Below are 15915 nucleotides of genomic sequence, written 5' to 3' on the forward strand. Positions count from 1 at the left end.
CACCGTTTTCGGCAACACGTTTTTTCCAACCCTGAGGATCTTCATGAAATGGTTGATGTTGGCGCTCGGCAGCGCCGCCCTGATCGCAAACGCCCCCGCCTTTGCCCAGTCCGGTTCGCAGGCCGCGCACCCGTCCGTCCTCTTCAAGACCACGGAAGGCGACATCCGCGTCGAGTTGTATCCTGAGAAGGCGCCGAAAACGGTCGCCAACTTCCTCGACTACGTGAAGTCCGGCCAGTACAGCGGCACGATTTTCCATCGCGTGATTCGCGGCTTCATGATTCAGGGCGGCGGTTATACGCAGAGCTTCGCTGAGAAGCCCACGCGCGCGCCGATTCCGCTCGAAAGCCGCAACGGTCTGAAGAACGCCGCCGGCACGCTCGCCATGGCGCGCACCAGCGATCCGAATTCGGCCACGGCGCAGTTCTTCATCAACACGGTGGATAACGCCGGCCTCGACTATCCGAATCCGGACGGCAACGGCTACGCGGTGTTCGGCAAGGTCACGAGCGGCATGGACGTCGTGAAGAAGATCGAAGGCACGGCCACCACCACACGCGGCCCGATGAGCGACGTGCCGCAAAAACCGATCGTGATCGAATCGGCCACGGTGGTCGGCAAGTAAGCAATAGAGCAGGAAGCAGCACCAGGCACGCTGCACAGGAAATCAACCCAATCTACGCCCCCGGCGCGGCCCGTCGTCATCTCACTTCATGACGAACGGCCGCGCCTTTTACCCACCCCGTTCATCAAAGGATTCCATCATGGTTGAACTGCATACAAACCACGGCGTCATCAAACTCGAACTGGACGCTGAAAAGGCGCCGAAGTCGGTTGAGAACTTCCTCAACTACGTGAAGGCCGGTCACTACGACAACACGGTGTTCCACCGCGTGATCGACGGCTTCATGATTCAGGGCGGCGGTTTCGAACCCGGCATGAAGCAGAAGCCGACGGCTGAGCCGATCACCAACGAAGCGAACAACGGCCTGAAGAATGTCAACGGCTCGATCGCGATGGCTCGCACGAACGACCCGCACTCGGCAACCGCGCAATTCTTCATCAACGTGAACGACAACGACTTCCTGAACCACTCGTCGCCGACGCCGCAGGGCTGGGGCTATGCGGTGTTCGGCAAGGTGGTCGACGGCATGGACATCGTCGAGAAGATCAAGAAGGTCAAGACGGGTTCGAAGGGCTTCCATCAGGACGTGCCGGCCGACGACGTCGTGATCGAAAAAGCAGTGATCGTCGACTAAGCGTCCGATAAGGGCCAACGCGTTTGAACTGACATCAGGCACCTTCAATGCTGCAAGAAACACCGCTGCGAAGCGTCGCCGCGGGCGTGCCTGGCGAGGGCAAACGCCCGCACGCCGCACGCCCGTTTTTTCTCCTCTCCGATATTCATCTGAGCGAGGCGATTCCGCACACGGTCGCCGCGTTCGAACACTTCGTCCGCGTCACGGCCGAGCAGGCGGATTCGGTTTTCATTCTCGGCGATCTGTTCGAGTACTGGATCGGCGACGACATGCTCGTCGAGCCGTTCGTCGCGCGGATGGCGGCGTTGCTGCATACGCTGTCGGAACGCGGTATCGCGCTCTACATCATGCACGGCAATCGCGATTTTCTGCTCGGCAAGCGCTTCATGAAAGCGGCCGGCGCGATCTGGTTGCCCGATCCGTTCGTGATCACCGCGTTCGGCACGCGGATCGTGCTCGCGCACGGTGACGGCCTCTGCACCGCGGATCGCGGCTATCAATTTTTCCGGCGCTTTGCGCGCATCCGTTTCGCGCAGATGCTGTTTCTCGCGTGGCCGTTTCGCTGGCGTCAGGCGCTTGCGGAAAACATGCGCTCGAAAAGCGAGCAAGGCCGTTCGCGTCCGGTTTCGCCAAAGTATGACGTGACGCCGAAAGCCGTCGCTGCGTTATTCAAGTCGTCGAAAACGGCCACGATCATTCATGGGCATACGCATCGTCCGGCGCGGCATCGCGAGCCGGGCGGCACGCGCTGGGTGTTGCCGGATTGGGATCTCGATCACGGCGAGCGCCGTGGCGGTTATCTGCGGATCGATGCGGAAGGGATTCGGGCGTTGCCGCTGAACTGACTAGCGCTCCGCCACCGCGCCTTCCACCTTTCCTGCAATCGCGGCCGACAGGCGCCGCAGATCGAGCAGCGCCGCGTCGGCGCCTTGCAAGCCTTCCAGACTGGTTCCCAGCCGCTCCAGCGCGTCGACGATTTCGTCGATACGCTTCGATTGCGTGGCAGCGTGGTCGATCAGACCGTGAATCGCCAGCGATACCGGATCGTCCGCATTCGGCGTGATGCCGTAGGCGCAGAAGGCGCTCTTTTCCGACACTGCCTTCGACTCACGCGCTGCGCCATTTGCCGATGCGCTCGCCGTGGTTACCACGGCGGCGGCTGCCGGGACAATGATCCGCGCCGGATTACCCACCGCCGTGCCACGCGCCGGCACAGGCTTCGTGACCACTGCATTCGAGCCGATCTTCGCGTCCGCGCCGATCGTAAAACCGCCAAGCACCTTCGCCCCGGCACCGACGATCACCCCGCGTTCAAGCGTGGGATGCCGTTTCGCCCCCCGCGTGAGCGACGTGCCGCCAAGCGTCACGCCCTGATAGATCGTGCAGTCGTCGCCGACTTGCGCCGTCTCGCCAATCACGACGCCCATGCCGTGATCGATGAACACACGGCGGCCCAGCGTAGCGCCCGGATGGATTTCGATGCCGGTCATGAAACGCGCCATCTGCGAGATGAAACGCGCGAGCCAGCGGCGTTTAGCCTGCCAGCATGCGTGCGCGAGCCGGTGCAGCACGAGCGCGTGCAGACCCGGATAACACGTGATGACTTCCCAGGCGCTGCGGGCGGCGGGATCGCGCTCGCGGATCGTGGCGATGTCTTCGCGGAGTCTCGTGAACATGGCAGGGACTAGGTTGTGGGGAAAAAGACCGCCTGCGTGAAACACCACGCACGGCGGATGCTTGCCGCATAGCAGATCGGCAGCTTTGCTTAGAACGGTTCGAGCGATTGTAGGGCGATTGCGCGAAACCTGCCGGAAGCCCACGCTGCCGGCAAGGTCGTAGATTGATGGGCACGCAGCCCTTAGGACGCGTCGTCGCCCGGCGGTTTGGTCTTCAGCAGAATATGCTTGGCGATGCCGCGCACGATATTCACTTCCTCGCGCTCCAGACCGGAACGCGCGAACAGGCGCCGCAAGCGGGACATCAATTTCTTCGGATTGGCCGGATCGAGAAACTCGAGCGCGACCAGCGCGCTTTCCAGATGCGCGTACATGCTTTCGATTTCGTCGCTTGCCGCCCGCGTGCCGACCGGCTCGCCCTGCCCGGCGACCGCTTGAGCCACCGCGGATGCTGCAGCCGTTGCCTCGCCCGCGGACAGATACGCCGTGCGCAATTCATACGCCAACACCTGCACGGCCTGCGCAAGATTGAGCGAACTGTAGGCGGGATTGGCCGGAATATGCGCGAGCGCGCTGCAGCGCTCGACATCCTCGTTCGACAGGCCCGTGCGCTCGTTGCCGAACACCAGCGCGATCTCGCCATGTATTGCCTGCTCGCGCGCGGCGCCCGCCGCGGCACGCGGCGTCCATTGCGGCGGCCCGTATTCGCGCAGCCGGGCGGTCAGTGCAATCGACCAATGCACGCCGCTCAACGCATCGGCAAGCGTCGGTACGACGTGCGCGGACGCCAGCACGTCGTCAGCGCCGCTCGCCATGGCGATGGCTTCCGGATCGCTTTGCACGTGCGGCACACGTGGCGACACCAGCACGAGGCGCGAGAAACCCATGGTTTTCAGCGCGCGCGCCGCGGCGCCGACGTTGCCGGGATGGCTGGGCTCGACGAGCACAAAGCGCGTCGACGTAAAACCGCCGCGCAGGTCCGCCACGGCGGGATCGGAAGAATGGTGGGTGTGGTCCACGATGAAACTCGGCAAGCTAAAGAACGCGTATGGTAGCGCCAACAGTGCATCGGCTCCGAATTGCGCGTGTCCGCCGCGCTAAAGCCGCGCAACTGGCCCGTCGCACGCCATGCCGGGGCAGCAAGCGCTGCCGCGGCGCCCCGACTCAGGTAAAATACCAATATTCGCGCCAGGTTTTCTCCTGTGAAAGGTCCGGCGCCTCGTTCTTATCCAATTCGTCTCCGTCGGCGGAATGCGCACCCGGTCCTTTACCGGACGTGCGTTCCGTGCTGTTTCCGCGCCCTTTGATGGCGCTCAATTAGCGCTCATCCCGCGCTCATTTACCGGTAAGCAGCCGTGCTGCCCCGGCACAAGGATCCAGTCTCATGCATCCCATGCTCAATATTGCTGTGAAGGCCGCGCGCCGCGCAGCCCAGATCATCAACCGCGCGTCGCTCGACCTCGATCTGCTCCAGGTCAGCAAGAAACAGCACAACGATTTCGTCACGGAGGTCGACAAAGCGTCTGAAGCAGCGATCATCGATACGCTCAAGACAGCCTACCCCGATCACGCCATCCTCGCCGAAGAATCCGGCAAGTCGGACAACGACTCCGAATATCAGTGGATCATCGATCCGCTCGACGGCACCACCAATTTCATCCACGGCTTCCCGTACTACTGCGTGTCGATCGCACTTGCGCACAAGGGCATCGTGACGCAGTCGGTGGTCTACGATCCGACCCGCAACGACCTGTTCACCGCCTCGCGCGGCCGCGGCGCGTTCCTGAACGACCGCCGCATCCGCGTCGCCAAGCGCGACCGCCTGGCTGACGGCCTGATCGGCACCGGCTTCCCGTTCCGCGAAAAGGACGGCCTCGAAGCGTACGGCCGCCAGTTCGCTGAAATGACCGAAGCCTGTGCCGGCCTGCGCCGCCCGGGCGCCGCCGCGCTCGATCTGGCGAATGTTGCCGCGGGCCGTATGGACGGCTTCTTCGAGCAAGGCCTGAATCCGTGGGACGTCGCCGCAGGCAGCCTGCTGATCACGGAAGCCGGCGGTCTGGTCGGCAATTACACGGGCGACTCGGACTTCCTGCACGTCGGCGAAATCGTCGCGGGCAATCCGAAGGTCTACGCGCAGATGATCCCGATCCTGTCGCGCTACAGCCGCACGCGCCAGCAATCGGCTTAAGGTTCAGGTCTCAGGTCTGGACTGGCCGGCTCGGTGCCGGCATCGGTAATACAGCATCGGTAATACCTAAAGCGGCTTCGGCCGCTTTTTCGTTGGCCCGCCTGCACCCGGCGGGCGTTCGTGCTACAAAGCGGAAGGCCGCGCCGGCACGCACGATCGCCGGCTGCGTTTTGCGCGCTTCTTGCAGCGCCCTGCTTCGCGTCAGATTTCCGCGCAGCTTCCGATCCGCTTCATGAAAAAAGGCTTCTACACAATCATCGCGGCGCAGTTCATTTCGTCGCTCGCGGACAATGCCCTGCTGATCGCCGCCATCGCCCTGCTATCGGTGATCCGTTCGGCCGCCTGGGTCACGCCGCTGCTGCAGATGTTCTTCACTATCTCCTACGTGTTGCTCGCCCCCTTCGTCGGCGCGTTCGCCGACGCGTTGCAAAAGCGGCACGTCATGTTCGTCTCCAACGCGCTCAAGGCGAGCGGTTGCCTGATGATGATCGCCGGCGTCCATCCGATGATTGCGTACGGCGTGGTCGGCTTTGGCGCGGCCGCGTATTCGCCGGCCAAGTACGGCATTCTCACCGAGCTCCTGCCCGCGGACAAACTCGTCAAGGCGAACGCGTGGCTCGAATCGGCCACCGTCCTGTCGACCATTGTCGGCACGATGGTCGGCGGCGCATTGATCAGCACCCTCGCCGACCGGTTCGTCGCGCATGCGCATCTGCCGCTGATCCGCTCTTCCGCCGATCTAGCGATGTTCGCGGTGATGGTCACGTATGCCATCGCGGCGGCGGTCAACATCTTCATTCCCGACACCGGCGCGCGTTATCCGAACCGTTTGAACGAGCCGAAGGAACTGGTCGGCGACTTCTATCATTGCTTCAACGTGTTGTGGGCCGACAAGCTCGCGCAGATCGCGCTGTGGGTCACGACGCTGATGTGGGGTGGCGCGGTCACGCTGCAATTGCTGGTGCTCAAGTGGGCGAACGTGAACCTTGGCCTGTCGCTGTCGAAGGCGGCGGTGATGCAAGGCGTGACGGGGCTCGGCATCGCCGTCGGCGCGGCGGCCGCGGCGGCGCTGATTCCATTGCGCAATTCGCTGCGCGTGCTGCCGATCGGCATCCTCACCGGCGCGGTCGCGATCGCTGTGGCGTTCTACAACCGGGACCTGTTTCCGGCGGGCGCCGGCATCCGTATCGGCTCATACGTGCTGCCGATCTACATCCTGCTCGCCTATCCGCTGATGATCCTGCTCGGCGCGCTCTCCGGCTTTTTTATCGTGCCGATGAACGCGATCCTCCAGCATCGTGGCGCGACCTTGCTCTCCGCGGGGCATTCGATCGCGGTGCAGAATTTCAACCAGAATCTGGCCGTGCTGCTGATGCTCGGGGCCTACGCGATACTGCTCACCGCGAAGATGCCCGCGCAATGGATCATTGTGGTGTTCGGCAGCTTCATCACGTTCATGATGTGGCTCGCAAAGCGGCGCAGCGCTGTGAATGAGCGCACGGTGGATATGCGGGCGCTCGTTGAAGAATGATGGCATGGCGAGAATCAGAATCGCCCGGGTGGCGTGAGAATCCGCATTGCGACACGTAAGCTGCTTTGTGGATTGGCCATCCGGCCAGGGTCCGCTCGCCGCGCTGGCGGGTTAAACTCACGCCCTGAACAGCTAACGCAAAAAGACACCGAGGATGGGCATTCAAACCGCAGCGGCCAATGACGTCGCACAACACACGCCGATGATGCAGCAGTATCTCCGCATCAAGGCGGATCATCCGGGCACGCTGGTGTTCTACCGGATGGGCGACTTCTACGAGCTCTTTTTCGAAGACGCGGAAAAGGCCGCGCGTCTGCTCGATTTAACACTTACGCAGCGCGGCGCGTCGGCGGGCAATCCGATCAAGATGGCAGGCGTGCCGCATCACGCGGTCGAACAGTATCTGGCCAAGCTGGTGAAGCTCGGCGAATCCGTCGCGATTTGCGAACAGATCGGCGACCCGGCCACGTCGAAAGGGCCCGTCGAGCGCAAAGTGATGCGCGTGGTCACGCCGGGCACCTTGACTGATGCAGCCCTGCTGTCCGACAAGAGCGACGTCTACCTGATGGCGCTGTGTGTCGCGCATAACCGTCGCGGCGTCGCAACGAGCGTCGGGCTCGCGTGGTTGAATCTGGCGAGCGGCGCACTGCGCCTCGCCGAAGTGGCGCCCGACCAGGTGGCCGCCGCGCTCGAACGGATTCGTCCCGCGGAAATTCTGGTGGCCGACGCGCCCGCCGACTCCGCGAGCTGGACGCCGCCGGTCAACGCCGGCGCCCTCACCCGCGTGCCGGTCTGGCACTTCGATATCGCCTCGGGCACGCAGCGTCTGTGCGATCAACTGGAAGTGGCCGGCCTCGACGGCTTCGGCGCGCACTCGCTGACAGCGGCATGCGGCGCGGCCGGCGCGCTGCTGCTGTATGCCGCGGCCACGCAAGGCCAGCAATTGCGTCACGTGCGCAGCCTGAAGGTCGAGTACGAGTCCGAATATATCGGGCTCGACCCCGCCACGCGCCGCAATCTTGAACTCACGGAAACGCTGCGCGGCACCGAATCGCCCACGCTGTGTTCACTGCTCGACACCTGCTGCACGACGATGGGTAGCCGCCTGTTGCGTCACTGGCTGCATCATCCCCCGCGCGAAGCTGCTGTGGCGCAAGCACGTCAGCAGGCCATCGGCGCATTGCTCGACGCACCGCTGGGCGCAGGCGTCGACACGCTGCGCGGCGCGTTGCGGCAAATCTCCGACATCGAGCGGATCACCGGGCGTCTCGCGCTGCTGTCGGCGCGGCCCCGCGATCTGTCGAGCCTGCGCGATACGTTCATCGCCTTGCCGGAGTTGCGCACGCAACTCGCGGCCGTTTCGTCCAATGCGGATTCGCTTGCGCGTATCGACGCGTCGCTGGAACCGCCGCAAGCCTGCGTCGAACTGCTCAAGCGCGCGGTCGCGCAGGAGCCAGCCGCGATGGTGCGCGACGGCGGCGTGATCGCCCGCGGCTACGATGCGGAACTCGACGAGTTGCGAGATATTTCGGAGAACTGCGGGCAGTTCCTGATCGACCTCGAAACGCGCGAACGCGCACGCACCGGCATCGGCAATCTGCGTGTCGAGTACAACAAGGTGCATGGCTTCTATATCGAAGTCACGCGCGGCCAGACTGATAAGGTGCCGGACGACTACCGCCGCCGTCAGACGCTGAAAAACGCCGAGCGTTACATCACGCCGGAGCTGAAGACGTTCGAAGACAAGGCGCTGTCCGCGCAGGAACGCGCGCTGGCCCGCGAACGCTCGCTTTACGACGCGTTACTGCAAGCGCTGCTGCCTTTTATCCCGGACTGCCAGCGCGTCGCGGCGGCACTCGCCGAACTCGATCTGCTGGCTGCGTTCGCCGAACGCGCCCGCGCACTCGATTGGGTCGCGCCGACGTTTTCACCGGATACCGGCATCGAAATCGAACAGGGCCGGCATCCGGTTGTCGAGGCGCAGGTCGAGCAATTCATCGCTAACGACTGCACGCTCACACCCGAGCGCAAACTGTTGCTGATCACCGGCCCGAACATGGGCGGTAAATCGACCTTCATGCGGCAGACCGCGCTGATCGCGTTGCTGGCATACGTCGGCAGCTATGTGCCCGCACGCCGCGCGGCATTCGGTCCGATCGATCGCATCTTCACGCGAATCGGGGCAGCGGACGATCTGGCCGGCGGCCGCTCGACCTTCATGGTAGAGATGACGGAAGCGGCGGCGATCCTGAACGACGCAACGCCGCAAAGTCTCGTGCTGATGGACGAGATCGGGCGCGGCACGTCGACGTTCGACGGCCTCGCGCTGGCGTGGGCCATCGCGAGGCACCTGCTCTCGCACAACGGCTGTCATACGCTATTCGCCACCCACTACTTCGAATTGACGCAGTTGCCCGCCGAGTTTCCACACGCGGCCAATGTGCACCTGTCGGCAGTCGAGCATGGGCACGGCATCGTGTTCCTGCATGCGGTCAGCGAAGGGCCGGCGAATCAGAGCTATGGTTTGCAGGTCGCGCAACTGGCCGGTGTGCCGAACGCGGTGATTCGCGCGGCCCGCAAGCATCTTGCGCATCTCGAACAGCAATCGGCGGCGCAACCCGCTCCGCAACTCGATCTGTTCGCCGCGCCCATGCCCATGCTGCTTGAAGACGCCGACGACGAACCCGGTCGCAAGCAAGCAGCAGCGGCGGCGTCGCCGGCCATGCAGGCACTTGTCGAACGTCTGCGCGCAATCGATCCGAACGATCTGCGGCCACGCGAAGCGCTCGATCTGCTGTACGAACTGCACGACCTGGCCGCCGCGCCGGATGCAGATCATTGACGCACACAGGCCCTCGCAGCGCCCGCGCAAACTTTGCGCGGCGCTGACCAACGCCCTCACGGTCACGGGCGGCCTCGTGTCGCTAGCGTCGCTTATGGTGCTCGTGGTGACTGCCCCGCTCGCGCACGCCGAAGCACCGCGCTTTGCCTTCGCGGTCATCGCCAGCACGATGCAAAGCCCCGCCGACGAAGCGCCCACGCAACGTCTGATCGATGCAATCGGCCGTGACCGCGACGTATCGTTCGTCGTCTACGACGGCAATCTGAAGGGCGCGAAAGAAGCCTGCCGCGATGCGCTATACGAACGGCGCCACGCGCTGCTCGAAACGTCGCGGCCCGCCCTCTTCTTCATTCCAGGCCAGCACGACTGGGCCGACTGCGGCACGGCTGAGGCCGGCGGCTTCGACCCGGTCGAGCGGCTCGATCAGCTCCGCCAAACCCTGTTCATCGACTCCACGTCGATGGGTCAGAACCCGATCGCATTGACGCGCGAGAGCGAAGTGTCGCGCTTTCGCCCGTTCCGGGAGAACGTGCGCTGGCAAGTCGGCGATACCGTGTTTGTCGGTCTGAACGCGCCGAGCCCGAACAATCATTATCTGACTGCGGGCGGCCGCAATGGCGAGTTCGAAGATCGCGTGATTGCCAATGCATTCTGGCTCGAACATGCCGGCGAATACGCGAAACGCCGCGACGCGCGCGCGATTGTCGTGTTCATTCAGGGCGACCCCGATCCGGAGCGCTACGAACGGCCCGACCGTTTCGCGTGGCTGCGCTTTGCGCGTAACACGCGCCGCGACGGTTTTCTGGAATTCAAACGCAGCCTCGTCAAACTCGCGCAGATTTTCCGCGGACCGGTGCTGGTGATTCATTGCGACGACGAACGCGCGAGCGCCGGCTTCGTGATCGATCAGCCGCTACGCAATGACAAGGGAATGCTGGTGACGAACCTCACACGTGTCGAGCTTGCGCCGCATGATCGTCTTAACCAGTGGATTCAGATTGAAGCGGATCTCGGCAAGAAACCGCCGTTCCGCGTGAGCGTGCGCGACGTGCCGAGGCAAATGCCAATGCCGACAGCGGCACCGGTGCCGCAGCGCGAAGAGCCAGCCGCTTCGATGCCGGCCGTACCGGCCTTAGGCCCCGCTTCCGAGTTGCCGCCGCTGTTGCAGACACCCGGGCAGCAGCAACCCGACCAACAGCAACACAGACCGACGGATGACGGCAACGGCGAGTATGGGCCTGCCATGTCCGGCCCGCCCGCCTCGACCGTTTTGCCACATGCACCGGGTGCGCCATCAGGCGCTCCCGGCACGCCCGCAAGCTCAGTGCAGCGTGGGCCCTGATTTGTCGTCTTCGGCTTCGTCGTCATCGTCATCGAGGACTTCGAGGCCGTCGGCGCCATGTGCGTGTTCGTGCTGGATTTCGTCTTCCGTAGCCGGACGCACGTCCTTGACGGTCAGCGCGAAACGCAGCGCCATGCCGGCGAGCGGATGGTTGCCGTCGAGCACGACTTTGTCTTCCGCCACGTCGGTCACCACGTAGACGAGCGAATCGAGGTCATCATCGCCTTCCTCCGGCGTGCCTTCGAATTGCATGCCGACTTCGAGCGGTTCCGGGAAGCGATCGCGCGGCTCGATCTTCACGAGATCGGGATCGTACTCGCCGAACGCGTCTTGCGGCTCGAGCTGGATCTGAGTCTCGAAGCCGGCCTCGTGGCCGTCGAGCTCTTCCTCGATCTTGGGGAACGTGCCATCATAGCCGCCGTGCAGATAGACCATCGGCTCGTCGCTTTCTTCAATCAGATTGCCCTGCGCATCCGATAGCTTGTAAGCGACCGACACGACGGTGTTCTTTGCGATTTTCATTCGATTCTCCAGAATACAACTCACATTATACGATGCCCAAGCGGCCCACTGACCACCCGGCCGACGCAGCGTCGGCACGGAATTCCTCACCGGCTTCAACGCCGGCTCGCCCTATTCTCCCGCCCTCGCCCGACACGCCCACGCCCTTGCTCGGCAATCTGACACCGTCCCAATTCATGCGCCGGTACTGGCAAAAGAAGCCACTGCTGATCCGCCAGGCGATCCCGAACGTAGAGGCGCCGCTGTCGCGCGAGGAGTTTTTCGAGCTGGCCGATCAGGACGAAGTCGAAGCGCGTCTGATCACGCACTTTCGCAACAAATGGCAACTGGAGCACGGCCCGTTCGCGCCGGATGAACTGCCGTCGGTCAAGCAGCGCGCCTGGACGCTGCTCGTGCAAGGCGTGGACCTTTACGACGATCGCACGCGTGCCTTGCTCGACCGCTTCCGCTTCGTGCCGGACGCGCGTCTGGACGACCTGATGATTTCGTATGCGAGCGATGGCGGTGGCGTCGGCCCCCACTTCGATTCCTACGATGTGTTTCTTTTGCAAGTAAAGGGCAAGCGGCGGTGGCGAATCAGTGCGCAGAAAGATCTGACACTCCAACCGGGTTTGCCGTTGAAAGTTTTACAGCATTTCGAGGCGGAAGAGGAATGGCTGCTGGAGCCAGGTGACATGCTGTACCTGCCGCCGCATATCGCGCATGACGGTGTCGCCGAAGGCGAATGCATGACCTGCTCAATCGGTTTTCGCGCCCCCTCAGCGGGCGAGTTGACCGCGCAGTTCCTCTATCATCTGGCCGAACGCGGCGACTCTGCCGCGCGGCCCGATGCGCTTTATCGCGATCCTCAACAACCCGCTGTCGACCGTCCGGCAGAGCTGCCCGCCGCATTGATTGAGCGGGTTGGTTCGATCCTTGCTGGCGTCAAGTGGAGTGAGCAGGACATTGCGTCGTTCCTTGGCACGTACCTCAGCGAACCGAAGCCGAGCGTCGTGTTTGATCCGCCGCAACGACCGCTCAATGAAGCCCGTTTCATCAGTCAGGCATCCAAGTCTGGCATTCGACTGGACCGCAAGACTAATTTGTTGTACAACCGCCGTTTTTTCTTCGTAAATGGAGAGGAAACGCCGTTTAATGGGGCCAAAAAGTGGTTGTTTGACCTCGCTGACCATCGGTGTTTGAGTGCGAAACGCTTTGTAACACTCTCAGACGATTCGTCGGTGACAGCACTGCTTCACGAGTGGTATTGTGCGGGCTGGATACAAGTGGGCGAGCTTGCGTAACTCTGCCCGCCTGTTATACCGTACTGTGAAATTTTGTATGAGAAAGACAACGTATTGACCCCGGATTTATGGATTGTCAGTACGAAAGTGCATATAATTTCCGCCCAAGCCGTAGGGAAGATTCTAGCTCGTCAAAAGAGCGTCTCCACCAGCGGCCCAGGTCGGTGTTGGAGCACATTACCGGTATTATTTTGCGCTGTTGCTTACCTTTAACCATAAAAGGACGTGATCATGAAGAAATCCCTCCTCGTAGCATCCCTGTTGGCAGCTGTGGCACTGGCTGCATGCAACAAGAGCAACGATCAAGCCGCTGCACCGGCTGCTAGCGACGCTGCTGCCGCTTCGGCACCGGCTGCTGCAGCTTCGGATTCGGCTGCTGCTGCTTCGGGTGCGGCTGCTGCTGCGAGCGATGCTGCTGCTTCGGCTACGGCCGCTGCTTCGGACGCAGGCGCTGCTGCTTCGGCTGCTGCTCCGGCTTCGGGCGCAAGCCAGTAAGCTGTCGCATAGGGTTCGCCTCTGGGCGAAAACTGCTCCAGGAAATCACCTCGATTTCCTGGACAGTAAAGCAAAACGCCACGGATTCAAATCCGTGGCGTTTTGTCATTTAAGCGCCGGTTTTTACAACGGCATTCACTTAATCGCCTGCTATTCAGCCGGCGTTGCGTTCTCTTCGAAGAATTCGCGCACGACTTCGATCTCACGTGTGCGTTTGAACGGCGGCAGGCTCTGCCATATACGGCGCCCATACGGTTTGTCGACGAGGCGCGTGTCGCAGATCATCAGCACGCCGCGATCGGTCTCGGCGCGAATCAGACGGCCTGCGCCCTGCTTGAGGGTAATCACAGCCTGCGGCAACTGATGGACGGCGAACGGGCTCAAACCCTTCTTCGTCAGCGCATCGAGACGCGCCGACAGCACTGGGTCATCAGGCGGCGCAAACGGCAGCTTGTCGATCACGACCAGCGAGAGCGCATCGCCACGCACATCCACGCCCTCCCAGAAGCTCTGGCTGCCCACCAGAATCGCATTGCCGTACGTACGGAAGCGATCGAGCAACTCGGTGCGGCTCGCGTCACCCTGCACGAGCAATGGATAGTCCCAGCCGCGTGCCTCAATGGTGTCGCGCAGTTTGGCCGAGATGCGGTCCACCGCGCGCAACGTCGTGCACAACATGAATACGCCGCCGCCCGATGCTTCGATCGCGGGCAATGCAGCGTCGAACACGGCGTCGGTGAACATCGGCGACGAAGGCTGCGGCAAATTGCGCGGCACGTACAGAAGCCCTTGCGTCGGATAGTCGAAGGGGCTCGGCAGCGTCATCGAGCGTTTTGCGTTCAGACCCATCTGCGCCGCGTAGTGCGTGAAGTCGCCGCGCACCGACAACGTCGCCGAAGTGAAGATCCACGCGCGCGGCACACCGGCGCGCTGCTTCGCGAAGATTGGCGCGACCGACAGCGGCGTTTCGTGCAACTGCACCGTATGCGCGAACACTTCGATCCAGCGCACCTTTTCGTTCGGATCGGCACGTTCGGCCTTGGCGTCCGCCGCGGCGGCGTCAGCGGCTGCGCGTTCGGTCTCAGTGGGCGGCGTGGTCCAGCCCGCGAGCACGCCTTGCAACTCACGTGCGCGGCGCAAACACGCCCCGATCGATTCGGCTCGCTCGGCCTGACTGGACAACGCGGACGTCAGTGCGTCGAGCTCGGCTTCCAGCGTTTCGAGCGCGGGGAATAGAGGATGATCGTCGGGCAACTGACCGATCGACAAGCGCACCGAGTCTTCCTTGAAAGCGAGCCGCACGTCACGCGCCGCGCGTTCGAGTGTCGAGCCGAGCTTCACCCAGTCGACCGATTCACGCGCATGACCCAGGCCCTCCGCCACGGAATCGCGCGCGAGCTCGAGAAATTGCGTGGTGGAAAGCGTCTCGCCGAAAAACAGCGTCGCGGTTTCCGGCAGTTGATGCGCTTCGTCGAAGATGACGGTGTTCGCCGTAGGCAGCAATTCAGCCATGCCGGTATCGCGCAACATGATGTCGGCGAAAAACAGATGGTGATTGACCACCACGATGTCGGCCTGCTGCGCCTCGCGGCGCGCCTGCATCACGAAGCACTCCTTGTAATGCGGGCACTCCTGGCCAAGACAGTTCTCACGCGTGGACGTGACCATCGACCACACTGCCGCCGTTTCCGGCACGCTCGCGAGTTCGGCCTTGTCGCCGGTGCGCGTGATCTTGGCAAAGCGAATGATGTCCTGCAGATACGAGGTTTCCTGGCGCGACGGCAGACGGCCGTTGTCCGCTGTGCGCTGCAGGTAGTAATGGCACAGGTAGTTCGCGCGGCCCTTGAGCATCGCCACCGATACCGGCACAGCGAGCGCGTCGCGCACGGTCGGAATGTCGCGCTGAAAGAGCTGATCCTGCAAATGCTTGGTGCCGGTGGAGACGATCACCTTGCCGCCCCACAACATGGCCGGCACGAGATACGCATAGGTCTTGCCGGTGCCGGTGCCCGCTTCCACGATCAGCGTGTTTTCGCTGCCGTCGAGACCGTTCGATTCGTCGTTTTCGGGGGCAACAGTTGCAGCCTCCGCGCCTGGCGATTGCAGACGCCGCGCCGGACGCTTTTGCGCCTCGAACATTGCGGGCTCGGGCATCGCGCGGCCCGACGCTTCCATGGCCGCCGCGACGGCGCGCGACATCTCGATCTGCGACGCGCGCGAACGATAGCCGTCAATCTGACGGGCGAGCAGGCCGTTGTCGGCGAAGATATCGTCCAGTTCGGCGACGCGGCGTGGATTCAACGACGCGGAGAGCGCGGACGCGGAAGGACGCGGCGCCGGTGTGCCGGCCACCGGAGCGCCGGCCGGAGCGTCCTCGCCCGCCGTGGCGCGTGGTGAAGTTTCAAGCGGTGAATTCAAGGCAAGCGTTTCCTGCAAAGTCCGGCGCGCGCGGCGCGACCCGGCACCTGCCAGGGCGCGAACTCAGGCGCGTGCGTCCGGTTCGAGCTGCAATTGCAGCAAGATGATGGTGTCCTTGACTTTGAGTTTGCGCTTTTTCAGGCGCTGCAACTCGAAGTCGTCGATGCCGGGCTCTTCCGACATTCGGTCGATCAAGCGATCGAGCCCACTATGCTCCGATTCCAGTTGCAGAATACGGTCGCGCAATGTGTCCGCGGTGATGACGTGATGTTGATCGCGCATGCTCGCCTCCGCTCGTAAGCGGCACGGGCTGCGTGTGCAGCCCGATGCCTGAGGTTGCTGTCCGGCTTAAAACGCGT

General features: G+C 63.0%; 15 protein-coding genes. 9 read left to right on the forward strand and 6 right to left on the reverse strand.

Annotation, left to right across the window (positions count from 1 at the left end; genetic code table 11):
* Window positions 1-43 precede the first annotated feature (43 nt).
* From FSO04_RS29425 to FSO04_RS29435, 3 genes are all read left to right on the forward strand, one after another.
* Window positions 44-625 carry a peptidylprolyl isomerase gene (locus tag FSO04_RS29425; RefSeq protein ID WP_097389655.1) on the forward strand — a complete coding sequence of 194 codons (582 nt, stop codon included), beginning with the start codon at window positions 44-46 and terminating at the stop codon, window positions 623-625.
* 139 nt (window positions 626-764) lie between these two features.
* Entirely contained in the window at window positions 765-1259 is a 495-nt protein-coding gene (locus tag FSO04_RS29430; RefSeq protein WP_054041841.1) for a peptidylprolyl isomerase, read from the forward strand.
* Between the two features lie 47 nt (window positions 1260-1306).
* Window positions 1307-2104, forward strand: a complete 798-nt coding sequence (locus FSO04_RS29435) for a UDP-2,3-diacylglucosamine diphosphatase (RefSeq protein ID WP_154565109.1) — start codon at window positions 1307-1309, stop codon at window positions 2102-2104.
* Here FSO04_RS29435 and cysE read toward each other — a convergent pair whose 3' ends face one another.
* The 3 genes from cysE to FSO04_RS29450 form a co-directional block, all read right to left on the reverse strand.
* Window positions 2105-2935 carry a serine O-acetyltransferase gene (cysE, locus tag FSO04_RS29440; protein WP_154565111.1) on the reverse strand — a complete coding sequence of 277 codons (831 nt, stop codon included), beginning with the start codon at window positions 2933-2935 and terminating at the stop codon, window positions 2105-2107.
* Window positions 2936-3117: 182 nt separating this feature from the next.
* Window positions 3118-3954, reverse strand: a complete 837-nt coding sequence (locus FSO04_RS29445; RefSeq protein WP_168435889.1) for an RNA methyltransferase — start codon at window positions 3952-3954, stop codon at window positions 3118-3120.
* Between the two features lie 145 nt (window positions 3955-4099).
* The gene (locus FSO04_RS29450; RefSeq protein WP_154565113.1) at window positions 4100-4252 is read right to left on the reverse strand and encodes a hypothetical protein; all 153 of its coding nucleotides are present in this window, start codon (window positions 4250-4252) and stop codon (window positions 4100-4102) included.
* Between the two features lie 67 nt (window positions 4253-4319).
* Here FSO04_RS29450 and FSO04_RS29455 point away from each other — a divergent pair, with 67 nt between their 5' ends.
* The 4 genes from FSO04_RS29455 (at window position 4320) to FSO04_RS29470 (ending at window position 10838) form a co-directional block, all read left to right on the forward strand.
* Window positions 4320-5123: an inositol monophosphatase family protein gene (locus FSO04_RS29455; protein WP_154565115.1), complete on the forward strand. Its 804-nt coding sequence runs from the start codon at window positions 4320-4322 to the stop codon at window positions 5121-5123.
* 232 nt (window positions 5124-5355) lie between these two features.
* Window positions 5356-6654 carry a lysophospholipid transporter LplT gene (gene lplT / locus FSO04_RS29460; RefSeq protein WP_154565117.1) on the forward strand — a complete coding sequence of 433 codons (1299 nt, stop codon included), beginning with the start codon at window positions 5356-5358 and terminating at the stop codon, window positions 6652-6654.
* 154 nt (window positions 6655-6808) lie between these two features.
* On the forward strand, window positions 6809-9496 hold the full coding sequence (gene mutS / locus FSO04_RS29465) for a DNA mismatch repair protein MutS (RefSeq protein ID WP_154565119.1): 2688 nt from the start codon (window positions 6809-6811) through the stop codon (window positions 9494-9496).
* Window positions 9483-10838 (forward strand): hypothetical protein, encoded by a 1356-nt coding sequence (locus FSO04_RS29470; protein WP_154565121.1) that lies wholly within the window; start codon window positions 9483-9485, stop codon window positions 10836-10838. The genes mutS and FSO04_RS29470 overlap by 14 nt, the downstream gene beginning before the upstream one ends.
* Here the strand turns inward: FSO04_RS29470 and FSO04_RS29475 are convergent.
* The gene (locus FSO04_RS29475) at window positions 10818-11360 is read right to left on the reverse strand and encodes an FKBP-type peptidyl-prolyl cis-trans isomerase (protein WP_154565123.1); all 543 of its coding nucleotides are present in this window, start codon (window positions 11358-11360) and stop codon (window positions 10818-10820) included. The genes FSO04_RS29470 and FSO04_RS29475 overlap by 21 nt on opposite strands.
* Before the next feature lie 32 nt (window positions 11361-11392).
* Here FSO04_RS29475 and FSO04_RS29480 point away from each other — a divergent pair, with 32 nt between their 5' ends.
* On the forward strand, window positions 11393-12643 hold the full coding sequence (locus FSO04_RS29480) for a cupin domain-containing protein (protein WP_154565125.1): 1251 nt from the start codon (window positions 11393-11395) through the stop codon (window positions 12641-12643).
* A gap of 231 nt (window positions 12644-12874) precedes the next feature.
* Window positions 12875-13138 (forward strand): hypothetical protein, encoded by a 264-nt coding sequence (locus FSO04_RS29485; RefSeq protein ID WP_054041874.1) that lies wholly within the window; start codon window positions 12875-12877, stop codon window positions 13136-13138.
* A gap of 150 nt (window positions 13139-13288) precedes the next feature.
* Here the strand turns inward: FSO04_RS29485 and FSO04_RS29490 are convergent, their stop codons facing one another.
* The gene (locus tag FSO04_RS29490; protein ID WP_154565127.1) at window positions 13289-15556 is read right to left on the reverse strand and encodes a DNA repair helicase YoaA; all 2268 of its coding nucleotides are present in this window, start codon (window positions 15554-15556) and stop codon (window positions 13289-13291) included.
* Between the two features lie 63 nt (window positions 15557-15619).
* On the reverse strand, window positions 15620-15838 hold the full coding sequence (locus FSO04_RS29495; protein WP_093633515.1) for a DUF465 domain-containing protein: 219 nt from the start codon (window positions 15836-15838) through the stop codon (window positions 15620-15622).
* Between the last annotated feature and the right edge of the window lie 77 nt (window positions 15839-15915).

The sequence above is a fragment of the Paraburkholderia madseniana genome, from assembly GCF_009690905.1.
In the GTDB taxonomy this organism is placed as follows: domain Bacteria; phylum Pseudomonadota; class Gammaproteobacteria; order Burkholderiales; family Burkholderiaceae; genus Paraburkholderia; species Paraburkholderia madseniana.